The sequence below is a fragment of the Flavobacterium xylosi genome, assembly GCF_042787345.1.
Taxonomy (GTDB): Bacteria; Bacteroidota; Bacteroidia; order Flavobacteriales; family Flavobacteriaceae; genus Flavobacterium; species Flavobacterium xylosi.
The window spans coordinates 1-16,691 of the sequence record NZ_JBHZPZ010000004.1 but is presented as its reverse complement, the minus strand read 5'-3'; the positions used below and the strand labels follow the sequence as shown (position 1 = coordinate 16,691).

18 protein-coding genes and 1 pseudogene are annotated in these 16,691 nt (G+C 34.2%); 8 read left to right on the top strand and 11 right to left on the bottom strand.

Going from position 1 to position 16,691, the window contains the following annotated elements; genetic code table 11:
* Positions 1–31: 31 nt before the first annotated feature.
* The 6 genes from ACFX5E_RS04155 (at position 32) to ACFX5E_RS04130 (ending at position 4,743) form a co-directional block, all read left to right on the top strand.
* Entirely contained in the window at positions 32–631 is a 600-nt protein-coding gene (locus ACFX5E_RS04155; protein ID WP_379853914.1) for a thiamine phosphate synthase, read from the top strand.
* Positions 604–1,359, top strand: a complete 756-nt coding sequence (locus ACFX5E_RS04150) for a hydroxymethylpyrimidine/phosphomethylpyrimidine kinase (protein WP_379853913.1) — start codon at positions 604–606, stop codon at positions 1,357–1,359. Before ACFX5E_RS04155 ends, ACFX5E_RS04150 begins: the two co-directional genes overlap by 28 nt.
* Positions 1,352–1,984 carry a thiamine phosphate synthase gene (locus ACFX5E_RS04145; RefSeq protein WP_379853912.1) on the top strand — a complete coding sequence of 211 codons (633 nt, stop codon included), beginning with the start codon at positions 1,352–1,354 and terminating at the stop codon, positions 1,982–1,984. Before ACFX5E_RS04150 ends, ACFX5E_RS04145 begins: the two co-directional genes overlap by 8 nt.
* Positions 1,971–2,741 (top strand): thiazole synthase, encoded by a 771-nt coding sequence (locus ACFX5E_RS04140; RefSeq protein ID WP_379853911.1) that lies wholly within the window; start codon positions 1,971–1,973, stop codon positions 2,739–2,741. Before ACFX5E_RS04145 ends, ACFX5E_RS04140 begins: the two co-directional genes overlap by 14 nt.
* 94 nt (positions 2,742–2,835) lie before the next feature.
* The gene (thiH, locus tag ACFX5E_RS04135) at positions 2,836–3,978 is read left to right on the top strand and encodes a 2-iminoacetate synthase ThiH (RefSeq protein WP_379853910.1); all 1,143 of its coding nucleotides are present in this window, start codon (positions 2,836–2,838) and stop codon (positions 3,976–3,978) included.
* 54 nt (positions 3,979–4,032) lie between these two features.
* A complete protein-coding gene (locus ACFX5E_RS04130; protein WP_379853909.1) occupies positions 4,033–4,743 on the top strand; it encodes a HesA/MoeB/ThiF family protein in 711 nt (236 codons plus the stop codon).
* 3 nt (positions 4,744–4,746) lie between these two features.
* On the opposite strand, the gene aat is transcribed toward ACFX5E_RS04130, so the two are convergent.
* The 3 genes from aat to ACFX5E_RS04115 form a co-directional block, all read right to left on the bottom strand.
* Positions 4,747–5,385: a leucyl/phenylalanyl-tRNA--protein transferase gene (aat, locus tag ACFX5E_RS04125; protein WP_379853908.1), complete on the bottom strand. Its 639-nt coding sequence runs from the start codon at positions 5,383–5,385 to the stop codon at positions 4,747–4,749.
* Between the two features lie 79 nt (positions 5,386–5,464).
* Positions 5,465–5,842: a DUF3127 domain-containing protein gene (locus ACFX5E_RS04120; RefSeq protein WP_379853907.1), complete on the bottom strand. Its 378-nt coding sequence runs from the start codon at positions 5,840–5,842 to the stop codon at positions 5,465–5,467.
* A 23-nt stretch (positions 5,843–5,865) separates the two neighbouring features.
* On the bottom strand, positions 5,866–6,747 hold the full coding sequence (locus ACFX5E_RS04115; RefSeq protein ID WP_379853906.1) for a flavin reductase family protein: 882 nt from the start codon (positions 6,745–6,747) through the stop codon (positions 5,866–5,868).
* Between the two features lie 187 nt (positions 6,748–6,934).
* Here ACFX5E_RS04115 and ACFX5E_RS04110 point away from each other — a divergent pair, with 187 nt between their 5' ends.
* Entirely contained in the window at positions 6,935–8,083 is a 1,149-nt protein-coding gene (locus ACFX5E_RS04110) for a sensor histidine kinase (RefSeq protein ID WP_379853905.1), read from the top strand.
* A 14-nt stretch (positions 8,084–8,097) separates the two neighbouring features.
* On the opposite strand, the gene ACFX5E_RS04105 is transcribed toward ACFX5E_RS04110, so the two are convergent.
* The 3 genes from ACFX5E_RS04105 to greA all read right to left on the bottom strand — a co-directional run bounded on the left by ACFX5E_RS04105 (position 8,098) and on the right by greA (position 10,310).
* Positions 8,098–9,255 carry a transglutaminase domain-containing protein gene (locus ACFX5E_RS04105; RefSeq protein WP_379853904.1) on the bottom strand — a complete coding sequence of 386 codons (1,158 nt, stop codon included), beginning with the start codon at positions 9,253–9,255 and terminating at the stop codon, positions 8,098–8,100.
* Positions 9,256–9,350: 95 nt separating this feature from the next.
* Positions 9,351–9,740: an HIT family protein gene (locus ACFX5E_RS04100; RefSeq protein WP_379853903.1), complete on the bottom strand. Its 390-nt coding sequence runs from the start codon at positions 9,738–9,740 to the stop codon at positions 9,351–9,353.
* 93 nt (positions 9,741–9,833) lie between these two features.
* Positions 9,834–10,310: a transcription elongation factor GreA gene (gene greA / locus ACFX5E_RS04095; protein WP_379853902.1), complete on the bottom strand. Its 477-nt coding sequence runs from the start codon at positions 10,308–10,310 to the stop codon at positions 9,834–9,836.
* Between the two features lie 163 nt (positions 10,311–10,473).
* On the opposite strand from greA, the gene ACFX5E_RS04090 reads away from it, so the two are divergent.
* Entirely contained in the window at positions 10,474–10,893 is a 420-nt protein-coding gene (locus ACFX5E_RS04090; protein ID WP_379853901.1) for a Rieske (2Fe-2S) protein, read from the top strand.
* Between the two features lie 53 nt (positions 10,894–10,946).
* Here ACFX5E_RS04090 and ACFX5E_RS04085 read toward each other — a convergent pair whose 3' ends face one another.
* The 5 genes and pseudogenes from ACFX5E_RS04085 to ACFX5E_RS16245 form a co-directional block, all read right to left on the bottom strand.
* The gene (locus tag ACFX5E_RS04085; RefSeq protein ID WP_379853900.1) at positions 10,947–13,211 is read right to left on the bottom strand and encodes a TonB-dependent receptor; all 2,265 of its coding nucleotides are present in this window, start codon (positions 13,209–13,211) and stop codon (positions 10,947–10,949) included.
* Between the two features lie 242 nt (positions 13,212–13,453).
* Positions 13,454–13,858, bottom strand: coding sequence for an alternative ribosome rescue aminoacyl-tRNA hydrolase ArfB (arfB, locus tag ACFX5E_RS04080; protein ID WP_379853899.1), 405 nt, complete (start codon positions 13,856–13,858; stop codon positions 13,454–13,456).
* Positions 13,859–13,860: 2 nt separating this feature from the next.
* Complete coding sequence (locus ACFX5E_RS04075; RefSeq protein ID WP_379853898.1) at positions 13,861–15,984, bottom strand: DUF4301 family protein; 2,124 nt, start codon at positions 15,982–15,984, stop codon at positions 13,861–13,863.
* Complete coding sequence (gene pnuC / locus ACFX5E_RS04070) at positions 15,939–16,568, bottom strand: nicotinamide riboside transporter PnuC (RefSeq protein WP_379853897.1); 630 nt, start codon at positions 16,566–16,568, stop codon at positions 15,939–15,941. The genes ACFX5E_RS04075 and pnuC overlap by 46 nt, the downstream gene beginning before the upstream one ends.
* 14 nt (positions 16,569–16,582) lie before the next feature.
* A pseudogene (locus ACFX5E_RS16245) lies at positions 16,583–16,691 on the bottom strand (IS30 family transposase); the annotation flags it as partial.

Sequence of the window (16,691 nt, the reverse complement as noted above, 5' to 3'; positions counted from 1 at the left end):
GAAGGTCTAGAAAAGAGATTAGAACAAAGTCATGATCGTAATCACAAATCCCATTACTATAATTAATGAAATCGAAACCATTCATTCTCTTTTTGAGAATGGACTGGAGTTGCTTCATGTTCGAAAACCAGAATTTACTAAACTCGAAATGGAAGTTTTTGTTTCTGCAATTAAACAAGAGTTTAGAAACCAACTTTCATTGCACAGTCATCATCAATTGGCAGAAGCATTTGGAATTAATCGCATTCATTTTACAGAAAAAAAACGAAATGAAACATCGGAAAAATGTTTGAAGGAATGGAAAGAACGAGGATTTAAACTCTCTACTTCCATTCACAGTATGACTGACTTTGAAAAATTATCCGATGTTTTTGATTATGCATTTTTTGGGCCGGTTTTCGAAAGTATTTCTAAACCAAAGTACGTTTCGGATATTGATTTTGAAAAAGAATTAAAAAAAAGAAATAACAACAAAATTACATTAATTGCTCTTGGAGGAATTACATCTGAGAGAATCAAAACTGCATTGGAATATGGTTTTGATGATGTGGTGCTTTTAGGCACCATTTGGAACAGCAACAACCCAGTAGAAAATTACAAACTATGTCAGCAAATCGACCTTTCGTATTAACAATTGCAGGCTTTGATCCTTCTGGAGGCGCAGGAATTTTGGCTGATGCGAAAACATTCGAGCAACATCATGTGTATGGATTTGCTGTGAATACCGGTAACACCATTCAAACTGAAAATGAGTTCTTCGAAATGCAATGGACTGACTTAGAATTTGTTTTGAAATCATTGGAAAAATTGTTCAGCAACTATACTATTAAAGCCGTCAAAATTGGAATTATTCCTTCATTGGATTATTTAAGAGAAATTGTTTTGGTTGTGAAAAAACTTTCACCAAATACCAAGATTGTTTGGGATACGGTTTTGAAGTCCAGTAGCGAATTCAATTTTACAACCATCGAAAATCAAGCTATTTTGATTGAGATATTAAAAGAAATAGATTTAATAACACCTAATTACAATGAAATTTTTCAATTGTATTCGCAAGAAATTAAGGCAGAAACAATTGCAGAAAACCTTTCGGAAAATTGCGCGGTTTTACTAAAAGGCGGGCATAATCCGTACGAAATTGGTATCGATTATTTATATACTGGAAATGAGATTTTCAAGCTTGCGCCAAATAAAACTTTAGTTTACGAAAAACATGGCTCCGGATGTGTATTATCATCCGCTATTACAGCCAATTTAGCCTTGGAACAAGACCTAAAAACAGCATGCAGCAATGCCAAAAAATATATAGAAACCTATTTACAATCTAACCAAACCAAATTAGGATACCATTATGCATAACCAATTACAATATATTTCGCAAGGAAACACAGTCGAAGAACAAGTATATAACATCCACAAAGCATTGGATAATGGTTGCGATTGGATACAAATGAGATTCAAAAAAAATTATTCAGATGATGCTTTTACTTTGGCGGAAGCCGTAAAAATGCTATGTAAAGAATATTTAGCCACTTTTATCATCAATGACAACGTTTATTTAGCCAAGCAACTAGAAGCGGATGGAGTTCATTTAGGGTTGAGTGACATGAGCGTTGAAGAAGCAAGACTCATTTTAGGTAAAACAAAAATCATTGGAGGCACCGCAAATACTTTTGAAGACGTGCTTCAAAGAACAACTGAAAATTGTGATTATATTGGTTTGGGACCGTTCCAATTTACAAACACCAAACAAAATCTAAGTCCAATTCTAGGATTGGAAGGATATCGTTCTATTATCGGTCAAATGCAGGCGAAAAATATCCAAATCCCCATTTATGCCATTGGAGGAATCACCCTTGAAAACGTAGAAAGTCTAATGGAAACTGGAATTCACGGTATAGCCGTTTCCGGCTTGATTACACAAACTGAAAATGCATCGCAACTTATCAATCAACTTAACGACAAATTATATGTTACTATTTAAAATAGGAGACAAAACCTTTGAATCTCGCTTGTTTTTAGGCACAGGAAAATTTGGTTCGAATCAACAAATGGAGGAAGCCATTTTAGCATCCGGGAGCGAGTTAGTAACTGTCGCACTAAAACGTATCGATTTAGAAACCGAAACAGATGCTATTTTAGCACATCTGAAACACCCGAAAATTAATTTATTACCTAATACATCTGGCGCAAGAAATGCTAAAGAAGCCATTTTTGCAGCACAATTAGCCCGTGAGGCATTAGAAACCAATTGGCTAAAACTCGAAATTCATCCTGATCCAAAATATTTAATGCCTGATGCAATCGAAACTTTGAAAGCTACGGAAGCGTTAGCCAAATTAGGTTTTATCGTTTTGCCTTACATTCATGCGGATCCGGTTTTATGCAAGCGGTTGGAAGATGCCGGAACTTCAGCGGTAATGCCTTTAGGTTCTCCAATTGGAAGTAACAAAGGATTGAAAACCATCGATTTTTTGGAAATAATTATCGAACAGAGCAAAGTTCCCGTGATTATAGATGCCGGAATTGGCGCACCATCTGATGCCGCAAAAGCAATGGAACTTGGAGCTGATGCAGTTTTAGTAAACACTGCAATAGCTGTGGCAGGAAATCCTATATTGATGGCAGAAGCATTTAAAGAAGCCGTTATTGCAGGTCGAAAAGCCTACGAAGCACAATTAGCACAAAAAGTAAATCGAGCGGTGGCTTCAAGTCCATTGACAGCATTTTTGTATGAGTAATCCTCTCCCCTCCCGAAGCTTCGGAACTCTCCAAAGGAGAGGGAGCCAAAACCGAATAATAAAAATGACGCTTACTAAATAACCAACTTAAACAATGAAAACATTTAAATCGGTTTTTGACAACTACGATTGGGACACCATCAAAACCAAAATATACAGCACTACTTCATTAGCGGTCGAATATGCGTTAGCCAAAAACAAACGCACTCTCGATGATTTTATGGCATTAATTTCACCTGCTGCCCAACCCTATTTAGAGCAAATGGCGCAACAGGCGCATGAATTAACAAAAAAAAGATTCGGCAAAACGATTCAGATGTATGCTCCTTTTTATTTAAGTAACGAATGCCAAAACATTTGTACGTATTGTGGGTTTAGTTTAGACAACAAAATAAAACGAAAAACACTTACCGAAAGTGAAATTACCCTAGAAATTGAGGTCTTAAAAAAAGCGGGATTTGATCATGTTTTGTTGGTTACTGGCGAAGCCAATCACACTGTAAACATTCATTATTTTCTAAAGGCAATTGCTCAAATAAAAAACGATTTCTCAACTATTTCAGCCGAGGTACAACCCTTGTCAACAGAAGAATACGAGCAATTGCATGAGGCTGGTATTTATTCAGTTTTAGTATATCAGGAAACGTATCATCGTGATGTGTACAAACAGTACCATACCAAAGGGAAGAAATCCAATTTTGATTTTCGTTTAGAAACACCGGATAGGATAGGAACTGCAGGTATTCATAAAATAGGATTGGGTGTTTTATTAGGATTAGAAGATTGGCGCACGGACAGTTTTTTCAATGCCTTGCATTTAGACTATTTAGAAAAAACCTATTGGCAAACTAAATATGCTGTTTCATTCCCCAGATTACGACCGGCGGAAGGAGTGATTAAGCCAAACTTTATCATGGACGATGCTGATTTAACCCAACTCATTTGTGCCTACCGTCTGTGGAATGAAGATTTAGAAATCTCCCTGTCAACCCGTGAGAATGAAAAATTTCGCGATAATATCATTCCTATTGGCATTACAAGTATGAGTGCTGGTTCTAAAACTAACCCTGGCGGTTATGCAGTTGATCCACAATCCTTGGAACAATTTGAGATTAGTGATGAACGTTCTGCTGCCGAAATTGCGAAAATTATTTCCAGCAAAGGATACGAGCCCGTTTGGAAAGATTGGGATAAAAATTTTAGTCAAAGGTCGAATGCCGAAAGTCAAAGGATTTAAAATGATTTTAGCTTTCAACTTTATGATATTTCAACTTTAAAACTAAATAAAAAAATGAGTATTATCCAGGATTTTTTACGCTACAACCGACAAATGATGTTACCAGAAATAGGTGATTTGGGGCAGGGGAAACTCAAGAAAGCTAAAATTTTAGTGATTGGTGCTGGCGGATTAGGGTGTCCTATTTTGCAATATATAGCAACAGCTGGAATTGGAACCATAGGAATCGTAGATTTTGATACAATAGAATTACACAACTTGCACCGTCAAATTTTATATACTGAGGAGCATCTTGGTCAATCAAAAGCAATTACAGCCAAATTAGTTTTAGAGACTTTAAATCCATTGATTCGTGTACTTGCTTTTGAAGAAAAATTAACGGTAGAAAACTCCAAAGAAATCATTATAGATTTTGATGTAGTTGTTGATGGTAGTGATAACTTCGAAACCCGCTATCTGGTAAATGATACTTGTGTACAATTAGGTAAATCATTAATTTATGGCAGCATTTTAAAATTTGAAGGACAAATGGCGGTTTTCAATCATAATGGAAATAAAAATCTTCGTGACTTATTCCCTGAACCACCAAATCCAAAAGATGTTCTCAATTGCAATTTAAATGGCGTATTAGGCACACTTCCGGGAATTATTGGCACTATGATGGCCCAGGAGACCTTAAAACTAATTATGGATTTACCAACGTTGAAAAATGAATTGGTTCTTTTTAATACACTGGATTGGAATTTTAAGAAGCTGGAATTTTAAGTGTTATTTACTTTTTAATATTTCCATAAAAGCAGCTCTGTCAATTTCCCTACAGCCCAAACTTTCAAGATGCGGATTATAAACTTGGCAATCCAGCAGTTGGTAGTTGGTTGCCTTTAATTGGTTAACCAAAGCTATAAAAGCCACTTTTGAAGCATTCGAAACCAAAGAAAACATACTTTCTCCGCAAAAAACATGTCCCAAATCAATCCCGTATAAACCGCCCACCAATTTCTCATTTTGCCAAACCTCGACAGATTTTGCAATTCCTAATTCATGTAGTTTACGATAGGCTTCAATCATATCATTAGTAATCCAAGTCCCGTTTTGACCGTCTCGTTTTATGTTTTGGCAGTGCGAAATTACTTCCCTGAAATTCTGATTGAAAGTGACCGTAAAAATATTTCTATTGAGAATGTTACGCATACTTTTAGAAACTATCAATTCATCCAAAAACAAAACCATTCTGGGATTAGGCGACCACCACATAATTGGTTCCCCTTCTTCAAACCACGGGAAAATGCCGCTTTTATAGGCAAGTTGCAATCGTTCCGAAGATAAATCACCTCCAATCGCCAAAATCCCATCGCGGTTGGCTTGGGAAACAGGAGGGAAGAATAAGGCTGGAGACAAATAATACATACTACATACAACTATAAAACCCGACAGTTAAATAAATAGCTATCGGGTTTGTTTTATAAAATCAATTAAGATCAAATGATTAAAATGGTAAATCGTCTGCTTCTTCTTCGTTTAAATTTGTAGCTGGGGCAAATGCTTCAGCAGCTGGCATTGGAGGCGTTTGTTGAGAAACTCCTTCAGCAGCTAATCTTTCTACTCTCCAGCCTTGTATTGCATTAAAATATTTAGTCACACCTTGTGGATCAACCCATTCGCGCCCTCTTAAATTGATTGAAACTTTTACCGCTTCGCCCACTTTAAAACTATTCAATAAATCACATTTGTCTTGAACAAATTCCACTAAAATATGTTGTGGATATTGTTCTTCAGTCGTTACAACTAGTTCTCTCTTTAAGAAACTTCCATTTCCTACATTTTTAGCTTCTCCAAGCATTTTAATTTTTCCTGTAACTTCCATCTTCGTTATTTTTTGTTGTTATTTTAATTATTTTTTTTAGCTAAAAGCACTTTCCAAGCGGATAAAACATCTTTTTCATTCAAGTATTTTTTAGCTTCTATATGGACTTTTTCCTGATCATCTGAGCTTAAAACTCCTTTTACAGCAAAATTCTGTTTTACAAATATACTAACTTCTTCTAAAGTAGGCAAGGCCTCAATATTACCCAACATACCTAAATCATTTCCATCAAAAATAACACTTTCTTTTATGAAATCAGGAATTGCATCAACTCCGATTCCAAGTGTTGTTAGTGGTTTTGGTACTTCAAATAGTCCCTGATTTGAACGGGAATACCAGTTTCCGCCTAATCTTGAAACTAGATCTATTTTATATTGGTCAATCGCTCCATTTTCGTCTAAAATACGTTCGTCAATATGAATTCTAAGTACTTCACAAAGAATTAAATTACCGGCTCCGCCTTCAGTTCCCAGAGGGATAATCTGAGTAACTTTGCATTCAAATTGCACCGGTGATTCTTTTACTCTAAAAGGTTTCACCACTTCAGAAGGAATTGTTGTAAAACCTGACTTTAGAAACTCATTTACGCCCTCCGCATATTCCGTACTTGCAAGAGATGTTTGTTGCACCATGTCATAATTCACTACATTTATCACCACTTCTCGTGTAGATTCAGCATTAATTAAAGTATGTTTTATCGAATTGTCCCGCACGCGTCTGGCAGGAGAGAAAATAAGAATTGGCGGATTGGCACTAAATACATTGAAGAAACTAAAAGGAGATAAGTTAGGTTTGCCTTCTGTGTCAACCGTACTGGCAAATGCTATCGGTCTTGGTCCCACGGAACTTTGCAAGTAGCCCTGTAACTTTGCGGTTTCAATGCTTTTTGGATCAATAGTAATCATGCTTTTGTTGTTTGGGATGGATTAGGTTTACTAATATGCAAAAGTAAGTAAACGGTTTAAATTTATAAAGGGCGAATGCCGATTTAAGATTAAATAAATGTTTTGTTTTTACTAAAAAGGTTATGAATATGAAAACTAAAATAATAGTGCGACTATTTCGTTATATTTATACCTCAAATTTTAACTTATGCAATTTTCTGATAAAAAAAATACAACCCGGTGGGTCATCATTTTTGCTTCATTCTTGATTGTTTCCTTAATTCTGTGGAATACGTATACCTTTTTCCAAATCTTCAAAAATGAAGAGCGCCTAAAAATGAACCTTTGGGCAAATGCACAAAAGACACTCATAAATGCGGATGAAAATACTGATGTAGAACTTCCTCTTCAAATATTCAGCAACAATACTTCGATTCCTATTATTCTCACCGAGAATGATAGTATCATAAATACCGTCAATATAGAGGAAGAGATAGTAAAAGATAAAATTAAAGCCAGAGCTTTTTTATCTGATCTACGAAATGAAAACGAACCCATTGTAATCGAATACGTGCCAAGAAAGTTTCAAAAACTATATTATGGAAACTCAGCCTTACTGAACAAACTTAAATATTATCCAATTGCCTTGTTGTTAATCATAGTGTTGTTTGGCGGATTGGTTTATAATTTTTACAGAAGTAACAAAATGGCCACTCAAAACAAGCTTTGGGCCGGAATGGCAAAAGAAACTGCCCATCAAATAGGAACTCCACTTTCTTCCTTAATTGGTTGGGTCGAACTATTGAAATCTGAAAATGTAGAGGAGAGTACCACATTCGAAATAGAAAAAGATATTGAACGGTTACAAATGATTACGGATCGTTTTTCAAAAATAGGCTCAGAACCAAAATTAGAAACCAAAGATATTATAGAGGAAACACAGCAATCCTATGATTATTTGCAATCTCGATTTTCAAAACAAATTGAATTTTATTTTAAAGCACCAGAAGCGCCAATCTATGTATTGCTCAATCCCACGTTGCACAGTTGGACTATCGAAAATTTGGTGAAAAATGCAATTGATGCCATGAAAGGGAGAGGTAAACTATCTTTAGAAATAGAACAAGAAGGAAGTCATGTAAAAATAAACGTTACAGATACAGGAGGTGGGATTCAAAAAAAACAATTCAAAACTATTTTTGAACCGGGATTTACCACCAAAAAAAGAGGCTGGGGCTTGGGACTTTCGTTAACCAGAAGAATTGTGGAAGAATATCATAAAGGAACCATAAAAGTTCTAAATTCAGAATTAGGAAAAGGGACCACTATGCAGGTGAGTTTTAAAAAAGCATCTTGATTTAGGTTGAAAAATCAATACCAGGTTGTTTTAGTAAACATTCCTCTTCTGTCCATATTGCTTTTGTTTAAATAATTTTGCACGAAAATAAAATGCTCTTCAGTTTGTGCCAAAGCATTATTAACTGATTTCTTTAGAGAAGCTAAACTGGATGAATTTTCATTTCCAACATAACCCACATTATAAAGTGCATTTTGGCATTTGACTAATTTTTGTTTTGGCGTTTCAATCATACTTATAATTTCGTTATCCGGCAGAGTGGGGCTGAACTGTTTATTGCGGTAATTAATAAAATCATTTAGCAAGTTAACAGCCTGATTGCAATCATTAGCAATCCTATTTAATTTTTCGACATTTGTTTTTTGGTGTAAATAGCTTATGTTTTTATCTTTGTTTTTCAGACGTTCTAAAATCAATTTATTTTCTACTCCATTCTTTTCTATCCTTTCAGCCGAGTCGTATAATTTATCGATTTCTGATAATGATTCGTATTTAGCAATTTCACTTTCAAAATCGAAGTATTTCTTTGATTTATTAATTTGAGTTTTGCCCTCATAAAATTCTTGGTTTGTGATTGGATAATTTAGAAATTGCCATAAATAATCAAACGGAATGTGTGATGCGATAGATTGTGAAGGGCTAACCTTGAAATAAGAATTGTCTATTTTTTTTGAAAACCTACCATTATTTACAAATCCGGAACCCCAAGTTGGGTCAAACAAATACCATCGGTTGTTTATTTTTGCAGCACACCAAGCATGCGAAATAGTATCAATTGCCCCATTTTGTTTCGTATATCCACTAACAATCACTGCTTTTATACCGACTTTATTTGCTAAATCATTAAAGATTTCGGTGTAATCACTGCAAACTCCCTTTCTGGTTTTGAGAATGTTTTTTATTTTATTTTCAGAAGATTCTCTGCTGTTTGAAGTAGGCCTATTATCCATATCATAACTTATATTGGAGGCTGTCCAATAGAAAATTGCTCGGATTTTGTCGTTATCGGTTTTAAAATGTGAATTTATATAATTGGCAATTCCCTTAGTTGAATAACTGGAGTTATTTGGAATTTTAGAAATTTGGTTGTCAATTAAAGTATATTCTGTTTGACTCTGACCAAAACTGAAAACGGATAAAAATAAACAAAGCAGTAAATAAATATTTTTCATCTTGCAGGTAGGCTCATAAATTAGAAAGGGAATAAGTTTTCACCTATTCTCTTTCTAAACGAAAACCGTACCAATTTATTTTATTTGTAAAAACATTATAAATTGCTTCTAATTTGTGTTGCCAATGCTTCAAATTCTTCTTTTGAAAGCGACACCTTATTCTGAAAACGCATTTCATCCATTTCATTCAAAGGAATAAGATGAACGTGAGCATGAGGAACTTCAAGTCCTATAACCGCCATTCCTATTCTTTTACAAGGAACTGCTTTTTCCAGTGCAATTGCGATTTTTTTAGAAAACTGCATCAGTCCTATATATAAATCATCTTCGATATCAAAAATCTTATCAATTTCCAGTTTTGGAATACAAAGCGTATGTCCTTTGGCATTTGGATTTACATCCAAAAAGGCTAAAAAGTTATCGTCTTCAGCAATTTTATAACAAGGAATTTCTCCTTTTATAATTTTTGTAAATATGGAGCTCATGAGTAATACTTTTAAATAATAGAAATTCGATGAAAGATGCTAACCCGTTTACAGAAGGTACTGAATACTGCTGCTGACCACTGAAAACTAACTTTAGTCGCGTGAAATTTCTAAAATCTCAAATTGCAAAACTCCGTTTGGAACTGTGATTTCTGCATATTCACCTACTGATTTACCCAATAAACCTTTACCAATTGGTGAGGTCACAGAAATTTTTCCTGTTTTCAAATCGGCTTCGCTTTCGGCAACTAGCGTATAAGTCATTTCCATTCCGTTGGTTTGGTTTTTGATTTTTACGTTAGATAAAACCAATACTTTCGAAAGATCTAAATGAGACTCGTCAATTAATCTGGCGTTAGAATGTACTTCTTCCATTTTAGCAATACGCATCTCAAGCATTCCTTGCGCTTCTTTAGCTGCATCATACTCTGCATTTTCAGACAAGTCACCTTTGTCTCTTGCTTCAGCTATATCGGCAGATGCTTTTGGACGCATTACACTTTTTAAATAATCTAATTCTTCTCGTAATTTTTTTAATCCTTCTGCCGTGTAATAAGATACTGTACTCATAACTTCATCGTTTATATAAATAGAAAAAATCCCATCAGGACGGGATTTCTTTCCACAAAGATATTATTAATTTTTTTAGCCTATAAATATATGTTAATCATATATAATTCAAAGTTAAATAAATTAAATTTGTTTCGCTAATTCTTTTACAATATTTTAAAAAATGAAAAAATATATCCTATTGTTAATGCTTTCATCCTTCTTGTTTTCCTGCAGTGATAATGGTTTTAATAATAAAAACCCTTATATACCTAATTATACTTTTACCATAGATATCAATATGAATTTGCCCGCCTATTCTAGTTTGCAATATCCCAGCAATGCAATCTATTATTCTGGAGTTGGAGCCAAAGGAATTTATGTATTCAATACCGGAAGTGGCTATAATGCTTTTGATGCTGCCTGTCCCAATCAAGCTTTGAGCTCTTGTTCTACCATGACTCTAAAAGGAATAAATACAGTTTGCGCTTGTGACAGCAAAGAATACAGTTTGTTTACTGGTCAAGCACAAGGAGGTGCGCAATATCCTTTGAAACAATATCGTGTAGAAGTCAATGGGAATGTACTCCGGGTTTATAATTAAACGGTTTAAATAAAAAACTCCGAAAGATTTTGAATTCTTTCGGAGTTTAAAATCTAAAACTTCAACGTTAAACCAGCCAAGAAGTTGATTCCTGCTTGCGGATAATAGTACGGATAAACATCCCACATATATCCATTTGAAACATATTTCTTGTCAAGAATGTTATTGACCAAGCCTGTAATTACAATTGATTTGAAAACTGAATTCGGTTTAATTTTTTCAGTATTTGTAGCTTTTTGCCCAAGGTCTTCAAGAATCGCTTGATTGGCATTTTGTTTTTTTGGATGAGATTTCGTGAAAGCGATTTCATAAGCGATATTTAAATCATTCACAAAATAGTTAGCCAGTTTTGCAGCCGGTAATTCGATGTTATTCATGTATTGCTCGCCTACAAATTTTTGTAACCATGAAATCTGAAGGTTCTCTAACGGTTTGTAAACAATAATATTCCCCACTATAACTGATGGTGAATAAGAAATATCAGTAGTTCCGTAATTCTCGCCTTCCACAGCTAAATCAATATTTTTATTACTGCTTAAAGTAAAATTTGGACGAATAATAAATTGTTTTGACAAAGCAATTGTAGCATCAACCTCTAATCCTAAACGGTAGCTTTTTTCGCTGTTAGAACGAATCGGACTTCCTACATCATCTAGTTTTCCGGTTAATATCAATTGGTCTTTATAAGCCATATAATACACATTTGAATTGAATTGTACTTTGTCAGCAGTATAGCGCCAACCCATTTCAAAGTCATTCAACTTTTCTGGTTTCGCACCTTGCCTGCCGGAAGGCAGGTTTCCGCCTTCATAATCCGTTCTGTTGGGTTCCCGATTGGCTCTTGCATACGAAAAGTACAACTTGTTGTTCGCATTGATATCGTAATTCAATCCTGCTTTTGGATTGAAGAAATTAAAGTTGTCGTTTACTGAACCCGTTTCGTAACTATTGGCTTTATAATGCACGTTTCTAAGTTGCAAATCTCCAAATAAGCTAATTTTTCCTGTGATTTGATAATTTGCTTTTGCAAAAACATTTCCATCATTTTTAGTGGCAAAATCATCATAATAATGATCTCCCAACTCACTTTGTGAAGCATATCTTGCCCAAATTACTTTCCCAAAATGGTCTCCTTCATATTTGTTATAACCACCACCAAAAATGACCTCCAGTTTTTCAGTTGTATAATTTGCTGAAAATGTTGTTCCATAGAAATCATTATCCAACCATTTTTGACGAATTAAATCGGTTGTGTTTATTGTTGCGCCGTTAATAACTATCGGAGTTAATCCATAGCTCGAAAAATCAGCATCTTCTTTATAATTTTCATAATACCCTTTTCCTTTAGTATAATGAAAAGCTAAGTTAGTGCTCCAATTATTGGAAATTTTTTCGTTCCAATGCAATTGGTAATGGTCTTGCTGGTAATTATCGGTTTCATTATCATAAAATCGGGTTTTGCCAAATTCGTCTGTAAAAATGCCGGATGAATTAAACGTTCTGTCACTGTTTAAAGTTGCTTCGTCAATTCCGTTCCAAGATTGGTAGGTTTTTTCTTTTCCTCCAAAAGTCAGCGCTTTAATCAAAGTAGTTTTCCCTACATAAGTTCCTTGCAGGAAATACGATTTTAAGTCAGAAGCTCCTCGGTCAACATAACCATCCGATTTCAAAGCAGATAAACGTCCCGCTAATTCAAAATGGTCATTCATTAATCCCGTACTGAACTTTACAGTATGTTTTTGGGTATTAAAACTTCCAAATGAATTAGAAATTTCTCCAGATGCTTTATCAGCATAGGAATCTGTCAACATATTTAAACTCGCACCAAAAGCACCAGCTCCATTTGTAGAAGTTCCTACTCCGCGTTGCAGTTGCAAACTTTCCACCGAAGAAGCGAAATCTGGCATATTCACCCAATAGGTTCCATGACTTTCGGAATCATTATAAGGAATTCCGTTAATGGTAACATTTACTCTTGTCGCATCGCTACCACGAACACGTATGCCAGTATATCCAACACCGTTTCCAGCATCAGAAGTTGTAACAACGGAAGGCAAATAATTCATTAGAATAGGGATGTCTTGTCCTAAGTTTCGGAACTTGATTTCTTTTTTGTCCAAATTGCTAAAACTTACCGGCGTTTTTGTGGTTACACGAACTGCCGAAACCAGGACTTCGTCGAGTTGGTTGACTTTAGTGGTGTCTTTAACTTGTGAAAAGGAATGAAGTGATAATAGAGAAAAGATAATAGACAGCAATAATCTCGAACTTTGTGCCTTTGTGCCTTTGCGGCCAATAAAATAAAATAAAATATTCATTCGTAAAAAGATTACGAATAAAAGGGGGAATTATTCTTTTGTTAAATTAAAATGATTGTTTCCTATGACAAATCGATAGTGTGCACGCTATTTTTTTGTCATTTTTTCCCTTAACAGCATTACCTGTTCAGGTTCGTTGGGTATAATCTCAGCTCGTTATTTAGAGCACCCCTTTGAGACGGTGCAAAAGTAGTTTTTTTTGTTTAAAGTTTAAAGTTTTAGAAAATAAAAGTAAAAACGACCTAATCTAGATTCGGTTTTTTTCTGTTTTTCTTGACCTCAGACACATTTTTTTTATCCTTTATTCGTTTTCTGATAACTGACTTTGGAATTTTAGTAGGTTTGCGTTCTTTGGGAACAAGTAATCCGTTTTTTATGATTTCCAAAAACCGTTTGATTACAATTTCTTTGTTTTTAAGCTGACTTCGATCTTCATCACAGTTCAAAATCAAAACTAAATCCGTTGTTAGCCTCGATGACAATTTAGTTTCCAGCCGCAGTTTTTCCTCTTCGGTCAATGCCTGCGAGTTTTTCAAATCAAAAGTCAAAACCACTTTAGAGGAAACCTTATTTACATTTTGTCCGCCAGCACCGCTGCTGCGAACGGCTTTGAAACTTAATTCTGATATGATTTTTTCTTTTTCCAATTTTATTGAGGTTGGTGCGCTGATTTTAGTAAATCATTGACACTTTTTACCGGATTGAATGTGATTAATGGAACTTGAACAAAAATGGTAATCCAGTTTGCCATGGCGCCATTCCATAATCCAGGTAGTTCATAGGATTTAATGGCTCTTCCAAATGTTGTTTTCTGCACTATAAAACCACTGTTATGATCTACAAATTGGCTTAAATCAAATTTCTCGTTTTTGTAATTTTTAATTCCACAAACTAAGTCGACAGGATTAAAATGTGTTGAAGCATTAAGAATATTCTTTTGATTTTCATTCGACAAATCCACTTGAGAGCTTTCCACAATTTGCAGCGAAATAACTCCTTTGTCATCTTTTACCCAGAAAGGCCCGCCTCCGGCTTCACCTTCATTTTTTACCATTCCACAAACTCTTATGGGTCTGTTTAAAAGGGCTTTAATCCCTGTAATTTTATTTTCAAAACTAAGTTTGTAAAAATCGTCCGGAATTCTGATGTTCAATTTTTCTTCCAACCAAAGCATAATTTCATCAACATATTCTTGTTGAATTTCTTCAGCATCAAGTGCATGCAAATACTTAAATATGGTTATTTGCAATTCCATCAAAATTCCGGCTAACGCTTTTTTATATCGTGCCGTTTTTTCAATATTGTTTTGAATTACGTTATCAATATTTTTGATAAATACAATATCAGCATTCAATTGATTTAAATTTTCTATCAAAGTACCATGACCTCCGGGTCTAAAGAATAATCGTTCGTTTTCATCCCTAAAAGGATTGTTTTCCAAATCTACTGCGATGGTGTCTGTGTTCTTGTTCTGATACGAATAGCTTACATTTATTGTTTTTTCTGATTTTCTTTCTGCTTCACTTTTAAGGGCATTAATTATAGTTTCAAATTGGCCCAAATGTGACTCTGACATTGTGAAATGCATATTTGAACTATTGTCAGAACTTGCATAATATATGCATTCGTGTAAATGCTCTTCAACAGGGGTTACAATTCGCTTTTGATATTTATGAAAAGGTAGCGCTCCTTTTGGTTTGTTGGCAAAATCAAAATAATCAGAAGCCAATAATAATTTTATAAAATAATAGTTTTTATAATCCCTATGTAGAGAATCAAAGTCAGGAAATTCCTCGTTTAATTTTTGATATATTACTCCAAAAAAAGGAAATTTTTCCATGCCGACTATAAAAATTGACAATTCGGTATCTTTTTTTCTGTTTATGTAGGCATTGATACTTTCATTTTCAAAATCAAAATCATTCAAAAAAGTGCTTAAAAACTTAAACATTCTACTTGCCGCTCCTGATGCGGGAACGAATTTTTCCAGTTTTAAATTCGATTTGTTTTCATCAAAAAAAATTACTTTTTCTTGGAAATCATTTTCAGATAATTTTAAAATACCATTAAATAAAGTTGCCGGCCCTACTAGATTAATCTTTGCTATTCCATTTCTAAAAAAACTTAATTGTTGTTTGATGTTTTTCAATGGAATTTCATTTTCATAAATTTGCACAAAATCAGCAGAAGAAAATCCCATTTTTCTGGCTTCTGTCAAATCATCAATTATAGAAATAGCTTTATTTAATCGTAAATCCTTATCTCCAGAAAGGGTAATGAATGGTTTTTTATTATCAATTAAGGATTTTTTGAAAACTGCAAACACTGATTCTCTGCCTTCTGCTTTATCTCTTAAATCATCTTTTTCCCAAGGGACATCAATATCCGTCAGGAAAAATAAATCGTATTCATGTTCGCGAGCCGCCTGATCTAATAATGGATCGCAATAGTCATAATACACTTCTGAAAAAACTTTAGTTACCAATAAATTGGTGTCACAAAAAAGATATTTATTAGCAATTAAAGCGCTTTTATTTTCTAATTTGGTTTGGCCATATGCAATAGGAAGCATGTCGTCAATATCACAAATTTGCTGATTTGTATCCCATTTTTCCTGAAGATATTCTCGTGCGTACTCAGGAACCCATTCTGTTATATAATATTCAGCGAGTTGTTTTGCTAATGTGGTTTTGCCCGTACTTTCTGGACCAAATAAAGCAATTTTAATTATTTTTGTAGCTCTGTTTGAGAGCTGTCTGAGATTTTCTTCCATTCTAAATAGCCAAAAATGGCAACTATTGTAAATACTACGTATTGAAAACTTGTAAAAGTAAATCCTTTTGAAAAATATAATGGAATGGAAATTACATCTCCAATAATCCAAAATATCCAATTCTCGACTTTTCTTTTGGCCATGAGCCACATTCCTACAAAGAAAATCCCTGTGATAAAAGTGTCTACATAAGCATACCAAGTGGTAAATTTTCCGAAATAATGATATACCGAAACCACAAAAGCGACCGTAAATATAAAAAGAATTATCGCAATTCGTTTTTCAGAACTCGAAATTTTTGAAATTGGGAATTCTTCCGTATCTCCTTTTTTCCGAGTCCAATGGTACCAGCCATAAATACTCATCACAAAATAATAGCCGTTGATCATCATATCGCCCCATAAAGTCCATTTCCAAAGCAAATACACAAATATTGAGGTACTTACTAATCCGGTTGGAAAAACCAAAATATTATCTTTTTTGGCGTACCAAACGCTCAATAATCCAAAAATTACTGCTACAATTTCCAAAACAATGTCGAATGTGGGATAATCTCTGTATTGAGAAAAAAAGTATTCTATCATTAGTCAAGCAGGATTCAAGTTATAAATGCAACTTTTTGATTAAACATATAATTAGGTGTTTCAAAATTAAATCTTTTTCTTGGTCTATTGTTTAATTTCTCTTGTATTTCTATAATTTTCTCA